Here is a 14,022-nt window from a genome sequence, read left to right as displayed (position 1 = left end):
AGGAGTAAAATGAAGCACATTATTAATTTGGGGCTTTCTAAAATAAAGAATAAGACTATATATCAGAAACATAAAATGTCAAATGTAAATCATACTATTCCGTATGGGGAAAAATATGGAAGCAAAATACTCATGTATTCTCAAGAAATCTCACCTTTTATTCAAGAGAAAATTAAAAGCGGTGTTCCGTTTTTTTTAGGAAGATTTGGTTCTACTGAGCTGTTTGCTACGAGCACCTACGAATTTGAACTAAAATTAAAACAGCCTGCTGCGTTAGAGCAACTTTGCAGGTGGTCGGGCTTTTTCCCAGAGGAAATCGAGTTAGGAGAACAATTTGCTAATATAATGTTAAGGTCGATGAGAAATATAGACGTTCTTGGAGTCTGGTACACGCAATTTGAGGATTATTATATAAAACACTATTTATCTAGTCAATCAGTTATAACATATCTATCTGATATTGAACCTTGGAGTGTTCTGACTAATCCTTGGTCGAAAGCATTGGAAGGTAAAAAGGTTCTTGTGATTCATCCCTTTGAAAACACAATAAAAAGGCAGTATGACTTCAAAAGAAAGGGAATTTTTCCGGGCTGTGATGTGCTACCCGACTTTGAACTAAAAACTTTAAAAGCAGTTCAGACCATAGCGGGAATGAAGGATGATAGATTTGAAACATGGTTTGATGCATTAAATTACATGTATGAAAAAGCAATGTCAATGGATTTTGACCTGGCGATTTTGGGGTGTGGCGCATATGGTTTTCCTCTAGCTTCAATGTTAAAGGATGCAGGCAAACAGGCAGTTCATTTGGGTGGAGTAACTCAGATTTTATTTGGTATTAAAGGGAAACGATGGGATACCGAAAAGCATTATCAATATATTAAGGATCTTTACAACGAGAGTTGGACATACCCCGATGATGATGAAACTCCCAAAGCAGCGGGCATTGTTGAAAATGGCTGCTATTGGAAATAGTAAGAATTTAATGTACATTTAAAGGAGATAACGACGTGGATAAAAATAGACAACGAAAATTAATGCTTAATTCTATAACGTCTTTTTTGAATCAGATAATTACCTTGGTTTGCGGATTTATTCTCCCAAAGATGATTTTAAGTTCATTTGGTTCAAGTATTAATGGCCTTGTAACGTCAATAAATCAATTTCTTAATGTTATCACCTTTTTGGATTTAGGTGTGGGGGCTGTTGTTACTTCGGAACTATATAGACCGCTTGCCGAAAAAGATAGTGATAAAATTAGTGCGATATTTGTTGCGGCACAGAGCTTTTTTAGAAAGATAGCTTTAATCTTCATAGTTTATATTTCAGTTTTACTTTTTGTCTACCCTACTTATGTTACTGCGGATTACGGATTTTGGTTTGTATCATCATTAATATTGTCTATATCAATTACCCTGTTTTCCCAGTATTACTTCGGAATTGTATATCAGTTATTATTAAATGCGGATCAGTCAACTTATATTGTTATGGTCGTACAGAGTGTAACATTGGTGATTAATACTATTGCAAGTATAGTTTTAATAAAGGTCGGCATGTCTATTCAGATTGTCAAACTGTCAACATCTGTAATTTTTCTTGCAAGACCGATAATATTGGGTGCATATGTTAAACGAAAATATCAAATTAATAGGAGAATACAATACACAGGTAATCCAATAAAACAGAAATGGAATGGTCTAGCACAGCATGCGGCATCCGTTGTGTTAAATAATACAGATACTATTGTATTGACAATGTTTTCTACCTTAGAAAATGTTTCAGTATATGGCGTATATAATCTGGTTGTAAATGGTATGAGAACCCTATGTTCTTCTTTTACTGCCGGAATTTCCGCTTTATTTGGAAATATGATTGCAAGAAATGAAAATGAGTTGCTGAATCAAACATTTGACCATTTTGAATGGCTTATACATACTGCAATTACATTGTTGTTTACTATATGTGCTATATTAATAGTACCATTTGTTCAGGTATACACATTAGGGATAGAGGATGCCAATTATATAGCTCCGTTATTTGGTGTGATGATTGTATTGGCACAAGGTATTTATTGTATAAGATTACCTTATAATATGATGGTTCTTGCAGCGGGGCATTATAAAGAAACACAGTTAAGCTCAATTATAGAGATGATGATTAATATTGTCATATCAATTATTATGGTTAATAAATATGGATTGGTCGGCGTGGCAATTGGAACTCTGGCAGCCATGTTGTATAGAACGATTTATTTGGCTTGGTATCTTTCGCATAATATTATAAATCGAAAGATTATCCTTTTTATAAAACACGTTTTAATAGATCTTCTTTCAATAATTTGTATTGTTTTTGCAACTAGATGGATTTGTTTGGGTGTTTTGTCATATTTTAATTGGATAATCATGGCGATAAAAGTCGGAATAATAAGTTTAGTAATATCTCTGCTAATCAATATTATTTTTTATAGAGATAATACAATTCAGATGATAAATAAATATAAAAAATAAGACAATATAAAACCGTAGAATCTAGACATATACTTGGCCATGGCGGGGGTAAAAATGGTTCAAAGGCTAAGGGAGTGTGCAAGATTATGATATTTTTAAATAACCGGAGGTGGTGGAATAGTTAGTCAACAAATGATATAAAAGTAATTTGCGCAATATTTGTGATGTGTTCCTACCTGTTTTCATGTATGTCATGGCTAGGTTTTATAAGTGTAGGCGTTTTCCTTATGCTTTTTGGATATGGGTATCTTTTATCAGTGTGCTATGTCTTGGTAACTGTTATATTCTATTTGAGTTTTACGTAATTTGAAAAATAACGAAGACAGATAAAGGTCTGTTTTTTCCCTGTCAGTTTACTGACCTTTACCTTTTATAATCGGTGTAGTGACAAAACAAAAAACATTTTGGTTTAATTCATCAGTTGGACTTGGTTTGAAGGTACTAGGTGCTGTTTGTAATTGCAATTGTCTGAAATTAAATTCAAAAAGTGAATATATGATTTATTGTGTTGCAATTGCGATAGTTCTTGCATTTACGGCTTTTACTTCAAGAAGATTAATTACAGACATGATCTTTAGTGGCCTATTTTCTTTTTGACATCTACATTCGTTATATCATTTGAGTTGGGAAGCCTGGTGTAAGAAAAGATAGGTAAAATATCATATGAAATTTACTTGATATATTCCACTGTAATATCTGTAATTAAACAAATGCTGATAAATAATATCGTTGCAACTACCTTAATCATAATGCTTTCTGTTGGGTTGGCATATATGTTTAACAGAAAACTTTTTTCTCTTTTAGAAGATAATAATATACTGTTATTTTGTTAGGGGGTATAATTAGTGTTTGATATATGGAATGAAAAACAAGAGCTGGCAGAGGCAGCATATCAACAGAAAAATTATAAGATAAAATCTGTTGATTCGAGGGGGAGAGGGGGATACTGCGTAATATATTGTTCTTCTAACAATATCTGGTATCCGAATGAAGAGGGTGCATTCAGAGATGCTATTATTGCTAAGGATCGTTATGAGTGGGATAGAATTAAATGCTCACATGCCTCGAGGGAGATTTATGTGAGGGATATTTTCAAATCATGGTATGTAACAGGAATTAATGCTGAAATTAATTCTATTGATAAATTGGGGGAGCTATTGCTCACATTGGCCAGAGGATTACCGATTATTACAGTCGGGTCTTCATCTGGTGGATATTTGGCAACAATTCTTTCATACATATTGGATGCAGAGTATGCTATTGTTTTTTCAGCGCAGTTCGAACTGAGGAATAAATGGGCCTATTCAGTGAATCCATTTTTACAGAAAAATAATGATGTCGAAGAAAGATCAAAGTATTATGATTTGAGACCATGGCTGGAAAAGTCAACAGTTCCTGTCTATTATGTTGTACCGTATTTTTTTGATCAAGATAGATATTCATTCAACCATATCAATGGTGTGAATTGTATACACCCCATTATGTTTAACAGTAGGCATCATGGAGTTGTAATGCCGAAGTGCTGTCTGACGGAGTTTATTTCACTTCCGCAAGAAAAATTGGCTGATATCTCGAACAGATGTATAGGTAAGAAACTATCACCGTTCGGGTTCTCTGTTAGGCAGGTTGGCGTTATGAAGACGGTCAAAGGATATATGAAACAGGGATTTAGTAAGGTAAAAAGGGAAATAAAACGATTGAGGAGTCGTTATTAAACGGCCAAGAGGAAAGGATCCGAAATGGAACTGTTAAAATCGAGCATGTGAAAGTTTGGATCTGTTGACAAGTTAACGATATTCCACCTCTTGTATAGTATAATTATTATAATACATATAGGAGGCGTTTTTTTATAATGGGAAAACAGACTACACAGATTCAAATGGTTATTTTGGACTTAGATTCTATGATTACGGAAAATCATCTTTTGAGCCAGATTAAAAACCGTGTAAATTTTGATTTTATATATGAAGTAGCTGCTCCGTATTATTCGAATGTCGGCAGAAAGTCCGTTGATTCTGTTATCCTGATAAAAATGTTATTAATAGGCTATCTTTATGGGATAAAATCCGAACGACGATTGGAAGAGGAAATATCGCTTAATCTTGCGTATCGATGGTTTTGTGATATTGATCTCATGCAGTGGGTGCTAGATTATTCTCCATTCAGTCAAAGCAGAAGAAGAATCGAATGTATCATGGAATCGCCGTTATGAATCAACAGAAGCTGTGGAACGATCCACGATGCAATGTATGGAAGAACTTGATTCAGAACTGTCCGCCCTGCCTGGCTATAAAGAGCAGGACAGATTCTGATTGTGGTTATATCCATCAAAATGTAAAAAAGTGCTTAGATATCTTCACGAAATGACAATAGATACTTAGCATGGTATTATTACAGGAGTGGATTGTTATCCTGGCGGGTAAAGGTAATTCGATATTATATTAAAATATTTAAAGGAGCAGCCCTGCAAAGAATACGATAAAGGTGGGATTATGTGATACCTATATATTTAGATATTGTAAAGGAAGCTAAAAGTGCAATTAATAAAAATATATGGTATATGTTTGAATTGTTGGAAACGTGTTGTGAAGATTTGAGTTATGAGGAAATTTTAAGCGATATTTTTCCTAAATATATAATAGATACAAATTTTGAAAAGTGCGTGAGGGCGGTAAAGGTACTTCATAATATGACTGTAGATAACTATGATAGAGATGCGTTGACATCTTTTTACGAGTTGACATTATATCATACAATTCTGTGGTGGATTGATGTAGCGGATGATGTTCCGTTGGATGAAATACCGAGAAATTTGTGCATCGATAAACAAGGGATAAATATGTATGATTATCTGAATAATGTAGATAATTATTTAGATTTCATGTTTCAGGACTGGGATTTTCTATCTGTAGAAGAAATATATTCAATATATAGAACAAAACCTCAAGTATTAGAAAATTTTTTGCATATAGATATAGAACGATATATTGAATTAATGCCAATAGATATACAAGAAGAATATAATAAACAAATAGAAAGGCAACTAAGGGCGATGGATAAAAGAAATATGACGGTGAATATAAGTGGTGGACAAATTAATATTGCAAAAGATAATGCAACAATATATGCTACACAAAATAGTGGGCTGGGCGGAAGTGAACTTGACACTATTATACAAGGAATAGAAGATAATTTATCAGGTTTAAAGAAAGAGGATGCCGATGAAATTCAAGATGTGCTGGAGCAAGTAAAAGATGAATTAACTAAGATAGAGCCGAAGAAAAGTCGCTTACAGAACTGTATCAAAATTATTGCTCCTATGATTACTATCGCGAATGGTATCCCGGGATTAGCTGCTAATTTGCAGAAATTTCAGGATTTTATCATTCAGTATATAAGTAAATTGTAAAAATAGTAGAGGTACTTTATGAGAAAAGACAGTGAACTGTTTTTGAGAAAATGTTTACAATACAAAGATGAAACAGGAAAAAAGGTATTTGAGTTAGATATTACCTGTTTTCCTGAAATCCCAAATTTAGAAGTAGAAATAGAAGACATTTTTGACGAATTAAAAAGTAAGAAATGTATATCTAAGAAAAGTAAAATTTTAGGGCAAACAATTAAAGTATATCTTACTTTAGATGGAATAACTTATTTTAAGAATGAAAATACGAGAAAAAAACAAGGAGATATTTTTATTTTTAGTGGTAAGCAAATAAACATTGCAACAGATAATGGGAAAGTGGATGCAAAGCAATATGAAAATGTTACAAAGGATAGTCCTAAAACAATTGTAATTGAAGATAATAAGAATACAAGTTCAGCCGTCCCTGCTAGTTCGGAGAATAAATTACTTTGGCTCTTTATAATAGGGCTATTTGTTCTTACGGATATATATTTAGATTGTCGCTTTCAAGTGCAGTTGGGATTAGCCATTGCCTCAATAGTGATAGAAGTTACTACCTATTTGGTATATTACAATAGTAAAAAAACGCAGGTAATATATGGTAAAAATATAAAAGAAATGCTGTATTTTAACATGTTTTCAATTTTGTGTATTCTGCTATTGATTGGAGTTATCAATAACCCAATATATACATCAAAAATAGATTTAGATAGTTTTAATCAGAGTATTGATAGTGAAGGAATAGGTGTGGATTTTTTAAATTTTCAATGTACGAATTATGCGTTGTTTCAAGTGGTAGGAATGTTATTCCTTGCGTTGTTATTGTTCCGCATAATTTGTTCCAATATTTATATTATTGTGGTAACTAATATTTCTACAGGTAGAAGAGGAAAATGGTTTTGGGATAGTTTATTTAAATTGACGTATAAAAGAGGAATAAAATGGAAAAGGCAAGTGGCAGCAGATGTATTTATTTTAGTTACTGGCGTTCTATCAGTAGCTGGAATCATACCTTACATAATAAATGTATTATATAGAATGTAAATATTATTCGTATGCGGTAAATAGGTTCTTTGGAAGTTAAATAGAGTTCACAAATTGATTAAAATATAGTATAATACAAGAAACGAAAACGAGGAGGGGAATAAGTGAAAATATTGATTGACGATATTAAGCTGAACCTTCTCTTAGAACAAAAGAAGCAGTTTATTGGAAGAAAAGTCGCGTGGGATAGCGTTCTTTCTGCATTTTCCTTTCTTATTTCTGTGTTACTTGCCTCATATAGTGATTTTCTAGGAATATCAGGAACTGTATTTAAAACTGTTTTTGTGTTACTAGGAATAGGATTTTCTGCTAAGAGTATTTTTGATATTGTGAAGAGTTCGAAAAATAATTACAATTTTACGGATTTGTTGAAGGATATTAATAAATTGAATGAAATTGTACATGGCCATTCCATTGTTGTGATAAAAGACACATTTAATAGATTCTCTAACAGATTTTTGGTATATGAAGACAATCGATGGAATTGCAATTTTTTTGTAAATTATAAAGATAATCCCAATAATGAAGCATTTATTATAAATCATATTTCTAGTGAACTAAAAATTGAGGTAGATGATATTAAACTTTCTTTTATAGCACAGAAAATACATGAGAAGTATTCGGAGACTGCGAAAGAAAGGAAAGTGTATAGCCATAAGTTTTATTTGGCTACAATTAGCAATTTTCCGGAAGATATGGAAAAAGATTCTTTTGAATTTGATGGTCGCTTGTATCATTGGAAGAGTATTGCTGAATTGGAACGGAATAAGGATGTTCAAAGGAAAAATCTTGATATATTGAATTATATAAAAGAATTATTTTAAACTCACAGGTGCTTCTGTATAAAACGGAGCAAGATTGCCATCTGCATTGATTTTTTTCCTGCCATCGTAATGCACTGGATTGCTACACAAAGGAGATTATAGATAAATGGGAAAGAAAAAACAAGTATTTCAAATTATAATCTTTATTGTCCTGTGTTGTGGTCAAGCATTTTTGTAATGCTTGTGGGACTATGAGGCGGTGTGAAATTATTTCTGTAAATATGTAACTGAAAGGTTCTTCCATGATAAAATATAATTCATAGGAGAGCCTTTTATTATGGCAAGACAAAAGAAACGTATATGGTAAATAGCGAGTACCGTGCTGATTGTTGTTTTGTGAGATAATCACTCAAAAAAATCTAAGTTTTTTTAGGAGGGATTATCCTATGGATAAAGTTACTCACAAGGTCCGTTGTGAGCGATGGACTCGTATTATCAACGAATGCCTAGCCAGTGGAATGAAAAAACCACTTGGTGCAGATTAGTTATCTGCAGAGAAGTTCAAGTGATGAAAATATTTACACAGATTATTTTATATAGTAGGTGATTTATAGGATTGCCTGTTGTATATACAATTCTTTTAAAGATAAATTGCAAACTGTATTGTTGCCAACAAAAGATATAGAGGTGTTTGAATGGATTCATTGGTAAATTTTGACGGATTAGGAGATGTAATAGTTAACTTAACGAATAAACTTGCGGATGGTGTTGGATGGATTGCTAATAAAGATACTCTCAAGAAATTAGCGATTAATACATATATTAAAGAGATACAGGAAAAAGATTATGATCCAGTAATAAAAGCAGCATTAATCAGTAACGCCAAGCAGATTATCAAAGGATACTGTAATCAAAATGATATTGTAAAAATCGCTATTCAATCCTTGCAGAATACATCAGAACCAGAAAAAGTTGAAGATGATTGGTTGGGAAAGTTTATGGATAAAGCTAAGTTTGTGGCCTCGAAAGAATTTCAGTGGATTTGGGGGAGGATTTTAGCAAAAGAATGTAATAAACCTGGAAGTATCCCTTTTGCTTTACTATATACTTTGGAAAAAATGGATAAAGAGGATGCAGAGGCTTTTACTGCTTTGTGTAGGATATCAGTACAATTAGAGGGGGAGTATTCCCCTGTTATAATTGGTTCAAAATTTGATGAATACAAATCATTAATAGGGCTTACTTTTGACAAGCTTGTAAGTCTGAACTCCCTAGGGCTGATTGAGATGAATTTAAGTGCTATTTCCTCGGGATACGCACTTACGGCTGAAGAATTTCCGGCAAAGGTTATTTACTATGATAAAGTATATGAGCTTTCCGAAGAGAATCAAATAAGTGTAGGTAATGTGATTTTTACAAAATCAGGACAGGCATTGTGTCAATCAATAGATGTAGATAGGATAGAAGGATATTGGGAAGCATATTGTTTGCCGTTTTGGGAGGAGAGTAAGAAAAAAAGAAGCATTTTGGTAGCAGAAAGTCAGTGAGTCAGAATAATTTGAAAGGAGGGCGAGGTGATATGGCGCAGGGTTTATTTGCAAATTCATTTATCGGCTCTCCTCGTATTATTTATACGCCGTCATCTTTTGCCTGTTTCGCTCTTATCCATTTGCAGGAAACGGGTACACTGCAGGCGACGTATCCCCATAAAAGTGAAAGAAGCGGCTTAAGTTCTTTTCCTTTTTTATGGTTGTTGATGGCGAAGGACGACTCACTTATGATGGAGAGGTATATGACTTGAGAAAAGGTGACTGTGTGTTCATCGATTGTAAGATGTGTTTTGTCAATAGAAATTCCTCAAAATCGGAAGAAAAATTCCCCACTTTCGGATAGGAAATTCCCCATTTTCCGAAAGAGACATTATAGTGCATATTTCCGGGCTCTGCCCAGTCCCGCCCCTTGTTGAGAAGGCAGGAAAGCAGTCTCTTCTGCTTTCGCTAAACAGGGTGATCCGTGTCGCTTGTATTAAGGGTTGCCCGGATGCTTCGCATCCGGCGTACTGCCCCTTGACACCGCTCCCGCTCCGGGTTGACGTGCCGTTTGCTTCATGAGTGCATGTTCCATTCGGTAGCTATGGCCTTCAAAGAGGATTAGATGCCCATGGTGCACAAGACGGTCGATCATCGCTGCGGCCATCTGGTCATCTGTAAAAATACTTCCCCACTTGGAAAACTCCAAGTTGGTCGTCAGCAAAAGGCTTTTGCTTTCATAGCTGTCGGATATCACTCGGAACAGAAGCTGTGAGCCGTCCCGGTCAACCGGAACATAGCCCCATTCATCGAGGATTAGTAGATCCAGACTGTTCAGTTCGCTGCGCAGCCGCTCCAAAGTGCCGTTTTTCCGGGCCTCAGCAAGTTTGAGCACAAGCTCGGTTACCGTATAAAATCGTACCTTATAGCCTTTCATGCAGGCACTGACTCCGGCCGCAATCGCCATATGAGTCTTACCGATACCTACAGGACCGTAGAGAACAAGATTATTTTTCTCTTCTATGAAACAGACACCCTCCAGTTCTTCCCTGGACAAAGCTGGCGGCAGTTTAACGCAGCGGTATTCATAGCCTTCGAAGGTCTTATAGGTAGGAAAACGTGCTCGTTTGACCAGACGGTCCCGTTTATTCTCTTCCCGGCGGGTGATTTCCTGCCGGAGCGCGGCGGCAAGGTACTCGATCTGCTTCGGCGTGCCGCCCTGTTTGATTAAGTCCGGAATCGCCGAAGTCAGGAACAAGGACTTACAACAGGTAAGGATGCTGTCTTCGAGTTCTGCGCGTGTAGATGCCGGAATCATGATGCAACGGCCTCCTTTCCGTCATCCTTGACCGGAAGGAATGTCCTGTCATAAATCTCAAGTGACGGCCCTGGCTCTGGCGGTGTATCGATGCCATAGCCGGTTATACGGGCTGCGAGGATTGCTGTATCGGATTTATTCACACTGTTACTCTTGACAGCCAGTTCCAATGCGTCTACAGCTGCCTGATAACCGTACTGTTTCGTCAGATTGCTGAGCATGCGGACACAGGACTTGCGGCCTGCACGGGGTTGATTGTCAATATACTCCCGGATCAATTCCGGCGCATCCTTGCGGAAACCGCTGTTCTCCCAGGCACCGATATTTCTTGAGAGCATTTCGAGGGATGTGCTGTAATCACTGAGGTCTGTCCGCGTATCACCGTACTGACGCATATGGCGTACAAGGAGTTCGCCATTCGGCTCCAGAATATCAATGTAATGGGCGCGGATGCCAACCATAACCCTCTTATTGTGGTTTTCCGGTATACGGTAAATCATGGGTACCGTTGATTTTATAGGCCGCCATTGCTGGCGACCAAATAACCATATTTATTTTACCCGGCATATTTCCGGCAGCTTTGCAGACCACGGCAGAAGTTCATCTATGAACGACCGGTCCGTATCATCCTGATGCTCCTTCAGTTCTTCCAGAAGGAATTCCAGATAACGGAACGGGTTCAGGCGATTCGCCTTTGCAGTTTCTGTGATGCTGTAGATGATCGCGCTGGATCTTGCTCCATCGATGGTATCGATGAGTTTCCACGCATGTTTATGAAGGCAGAAACTACGGAGTGCACCTTCGGTAGCATTGTTATCCAAAGGCACTTCCCCGTCCTCTAAAAACATCCGTAATGCCTTTTCGTGGTTCAGACTGTAGTCGATACCAGCCAATGTCTTGCCGGAAAGCAGAGTCCCTCTCTGCCTGACCTCTTTGATCCACGCGAAATAAGCCTCTACCAGAGGTTTTATGGTAAGCTGTCTTCGCTCCTTCCGTTCATCCGGTTTCAGATCGGATAATTCATTATCCAGATGATAGATCGCTGCGATCCTGGTCAATGCCTGATGTGCGATGGTCTCCGAAGCCTGGCCTTTCTGATCTTTCGGCATAGCTTTGAGTGCTTCCGCATATCGCCGCCGGGCGTGCGACCAGCAGGCTGAGAAGGAAAGCTCTTTGTGTTCGCGATCCAGTTTCCCGTATGCGGAATGGGCATCTGTTACCACGAGGCCTTCGAAGCCTTTCAGAAACTTCTCCGGATGCTCATGGCTGCGGGTCTTCTGATAATCATACAGGATGATAGGTGTGTTTTTGTAATATTTGCCGGTCCTGTACACCCACATGTAACTGTTGCTGTTTGCCGGACGCCCATCCTTTGAAACTTTTACAGGAGTCTCATCGGCCTGGAGTACATGATACTTCAGAAGCTGCTCATGGAGCCTGTCGTATACGATGCCCAGATATCTGTCGGCCAGCTGGATCATCCAGTTCGCCATTACCTGGCGTGATATATGGATATCGTTTCGCTGGAATTCCTGACTGATCCGGTAGAGCGGGAGCCCGTTGGTGTATTTTGCATTCATAATGCTGGCACCGAGTGATGACGTTACAATACTGTTGCGTAACAGACTTTTGGGCCGGTCAGCTTTTACGATCGTCTGATTATCCTTACCGGCATAAACTGCCACATGATGGACTTCCACAGTATAGACAGCGGGCTGCACTCTTACTCGTTTGTATATCTCATCCGGCAGCTGCTTCCAGCCATTCGGACCAAAGATCCCTGTAAGCTTCTCTTCTGAGATCGTATGGGTGATGAGTTCTTCTGGGAGCCCCTTCAGATCAGCGTCGCGTTTTCCGGATCGTTTAGCCTTCTTTTTCGGAAGGACCTGTTCTTCCGTGGGCTCGACAACGTACAGAGTTTCAGTGAGAGCTTCCGCTTCGTTAAAGATCATGTCCAGGGTCAGCTGCCCGTCTATGACGGAAAGCTTTTCGGATGAACGCCCATAACGGTGGTTCTTCGCATCCGCAAGCTGCTCTAAGAGCTTTTCGAAGTTCTGGTTCAGCTGCGCCATCTGATCCTGCATGGAAAGAAGTATTGTGATCAGCATCTCTTTGCTGCATGTATTCAGTTGTTCTTCTGTATATTTTGCCAAGCTGACCACCTCCTGTGATTACTGTCTTGATTATACAGCATCTGTTGAAAAAAAGCCAATCAGTGAAATGTCAGGACTCGGCATTTTTACCAATGAATTTTTAGGTGAAAACTCGAAAAAAACTCAGTTTTTTCAGAGTTTCCCGTGAGATTATCCACAATATCCTGTTCCAAGAAAAATTTATCCTGAAAAGTTTTTGGATAAGGGCATAGGATGTGGACAAGTCTCCGCCTCCCGGCCAGCTGCCAGAAGAATCACTTTTTTATTTTCTCTGTTCTGCACAATGGTCAACAAAGCTCTGTCGGGGACGTTTCCCTGATAGGATTTTTGGCGATGATCTCAAGTCCCTGCATCAGCATCCCGTATTGTTCCGGAGTGATCGCAAGAGCCTCAGACGTTGTCCGTGGCCAGCTGAAACTGCCGATGTTCAGGCGCTTATAGAGGAGCAAGAAACCATCTCCTTCCCAAACCAGACCTTTTATGCGATCTGTTCTTCGGCCACAGAACAGAAACAAGATGTTCTTTTGAAAAGGATCCAGATCAAACTGAAATTTGATGATGTTTGCAAGACCATCAATACCTTTGCGTAAATCCGAGTACCCCGTTGCGATAAAGATTCGTTTGAAACCTGCTGCATCATTGAGCATGGAAGAAACCTCCAAGCTGCTTCAATAATTCGGGAGATGCTGAATTAGATATCTCCAGCGATATATCCTGCTTCCTGATGATTACGTCTGGACGGAAGCTGTCGCTAATTCCTGAAGCAGTGACAGTTGGTTTGAGTTCGACAAACGCGACTGACGGTTCGGATGCCTGAATAGCAGGTTTCATCTGTTTCTGCTCAATGTAAGCTTCGTTGCGGAGTATCCGCTGCCAGTAATAAAACGATTTTTCTGAAATGCGGTTTTCTTTGCACCATGCTTTTCTGGTCATGCCACTGGCTAAGCAGTTGTTGATGATAGTCGTCCACTGTTCACAGCGGATCTGATGTGTTGATTTATCCATGAGATAATCCTCCTCTAAAAAACTTAGTTTTTTCAGAGTTGATTATCTCAGAAACTAGAAAAACTGGCACGGTACCTATGATTTACCGTATACTTAAAGTCATACTCATAGCCACCGCGCATAATAAAGAAATGATTCTCCTTTTCATTGACGTTTCCTCCATATTTACTGTTTCTATAAGAGTAACTATACTCTTTTCCCAATACGAAAACAAGCTTATTTTTTATCTTGCTCCAATACTAATATTGATTTATATCTTTTACTAAGAATATACTCCTCTTAAAGAACATAGAATA

The 14,022-nt window shown here is 37.7% G+C and carries 15 protein-coding genes; 10 read left to right on the top strand and 5 right to left on the bottom strand.

Annotated elements, in window-relative coordinates:
- Positions 1 to 9 precede the first annotated feature (9 nt).
- The 10 genes from ACMN7X_RS11500 to ACMN7X_RS11455 all read left to right on the top strand — a co-directional run bounded on the left by ACMN7X_RS11500 (position 10) and on the right by ACMN7X_RS11455 (position 9,614).
- Positions 10 to 975, top strand: coding sequence for a hypothetical protein (locus tag ACMN7X_RS11500; protein ID WP_418747606.1), 966 nt, complete (start codon positions 10 to 12; stop codon positions 973 to 975).
- 35 nt (positions 976 to 1,010) lie between these two features.
- Complete coding sequence (locus ACMN7X_RS11495; RefSeq protein WP_418747605.1) at positions 1,011 to 2,507, top strand: polysaccharide biosynthesis C-terminal domain-containing protein; 1,497 nt, start codon at positions 1,011 to 1,013, stop codon at positions 2,505 to 2,507.
- Between the two features lie 845 nt (positions 2,508 to 3,352).
- Entirely contained in the window at positions 3,353 to 4,222 is an 870-nt protein-coding gene (locus tag ACMN7X_RS11490) for a hypothetical protein (protein WP_418747604.1), read from the top strand.
- Between the two features lie 137 nt (positions 4,223 to 4,359).
- Entirely contained in the window at positions 4,360 to 4,719 is a 360-nt protein-coding gene (locus ACMN7X_RS11485; RefSeq protein ID WP_418747603.1) for a transposase, read from the top strand.
- A gap of 282 nt (positions 4,720 to 5,001) precedes the next feature.
- Entirely contained in the window at positions 5,002 to 5,916 is a 915-nt protein-coding gene (locus tag ACMN7X_RS11480; RefSeq protein ID WP_418747602.1) for a hypothetical protein, read from the top strand.
- An 18-nt stretch (positions 5,917 to 5,934) separates the two neighbouring features.
- Positions 5,935 to 6,957, top strand: a complete 1,023-nt coding sequence (locus ACMN7X_RS11475) for a hypothetical protein (protein ID WP_418747601.1) — start codon at positions 5,935 to 5,937, stop codon at positions 6,955 to 6,957.
- A 104-nt stretch (positions 6,958 to 7,061) separates the two neighbouring features.
- The gene (locus tag ACMN7X_RS11470; RefSeq protein WP_418747600.1) at positions 7,062 to 7,781 is read left to right on the top strand and encodes a hypothetical protein; all 720 of its coding nucleotides are present in this window, start codon (positions 7,062 to 7,064) and stop codon (positions 7,779 to 7,781) included.
- Positions 7,782 to 8,416: 635 nt separating this feature from the next.
- Positions 8,417 to 9,268, top strand: a complete 852-nt coding sequence (locus ACMN7X_RS11465; protein WP_418747599.1) for a DUF2806 domain-containing protein — start codon at positions 8,417 to 8,419, stop codon at positions 9,266 to 9,268.
- Between the two features lie 32 nt (positions 9,269 to 9,300).
- A complete protein-coding gene (locus tag ACMN7X_RS11460; protein WP_418747685.1) occupies positions 9,301 to 9,522 on the top strand; it encodes a hypothetical protein in 222 nt (73 codons plus the stop codon).
- Positions 9,468 to 9,614, top strand: coding sequence for a cupin domain-containing protein (locus ACMN7X_RS11455; RefSeq protein ID WP_418747598.1), 147 nt, complete (start codon positions 9,468 to 9,470; stop codon positions 9,612 to 9,614). Before ACMN7X_RS11460 ends, ACMN7X_RS11455 begins: the two co-directional genes overlap by 55 nt.
- Positions 9,615 to 9,746: 132 nt before the next feature.
- On the opposite strand, the gene istB is transcribed toward ACMN7X_RS11455, so the two are convergent.
- The 5 genes from istB to tnpA all read right to left on the bottom strand — a co-directional run bounded on the left by istB (position 9,747) and on the right by tnpA (position 13,726).
- The gene (gene istB / locus ACMN7X_RS11450; RefSeq protein ID WP_418747597.1) at positions 9,747 to 10,568 is read right to left on the bottom strand and encodes an IS21-like element helper ATPase IstB; all 822 of its coding nucleotides are present in this window, start codon (positions 10,566 to 10,568) and stop codon (positions 9,747 to 9,749) included.
- Positions 10,565 to 11,029, bottom strand: a complete 465-nt coding sequence (locus ACMN7X_RS11445; protein WP_418747596.1) for a hypothetical protein — start codon at positions 11,027 to 11,029, stop codon at positions 10,565 to 10,567. Before ACMN7X_RS11445 ends, istB begins: the two co-directional genes overlap by 4 nt.
- Before the next feature lie 90 nt (positions 11,030 to 11,119).
- Complete coding sequence (gene tnpC / locus ACMN7X_RS11440) at positions 11,120 to 12,730, bottom strand: IS66 family transposase (protein ID WP_418747595.1); 1,611 nt, start codon at positions 12,728 to 12,730, stop codon at positions 11,120 to 11,122.
- A gap of 278 nt (positions 12,731 to 13,008) precedes the next feature.
- Positions 13,009 to 13,368, bottom strand: coding sequence for an IS66 family insertion sequence element accessory protein TnpB (tnpB, locus tag ACMN7X_RS11435; RefSeq protein ID WP_418747594.1), 360 nt, complete (start codon positions 13,366 to 13,368; stop codon positions 13,009 to 13,011).
- Complete coding sequence (tnpA, locus tag ACMN7X_RS11430) at positions 13,358 to 13,726, bottom strand: IS66 family insertion sequence element accessory protein TnpA (RefSeq protein WP_418747593.1); 369 nt, start codon at positions 13,724 to 13,726, stop codon at positions 13,358 to 13,360. Before tnpA ends, tnpB begins: the two co-directional genes overlap by 11 nt.
- Positions 13,727 to 14,022 lie beyond the last annotated feature (296 nt).

This window comes from Frisingicoccus sp., from assembly GCF_048388605.1.
GTDB lineage: Bacteria > Bacillota > Clostridia > Lachnospirales > Lachnospiraceae > Frisingicoccus.
This window is presented reverse-complemented; position numbering and strand designations above follow the sequence as displayed.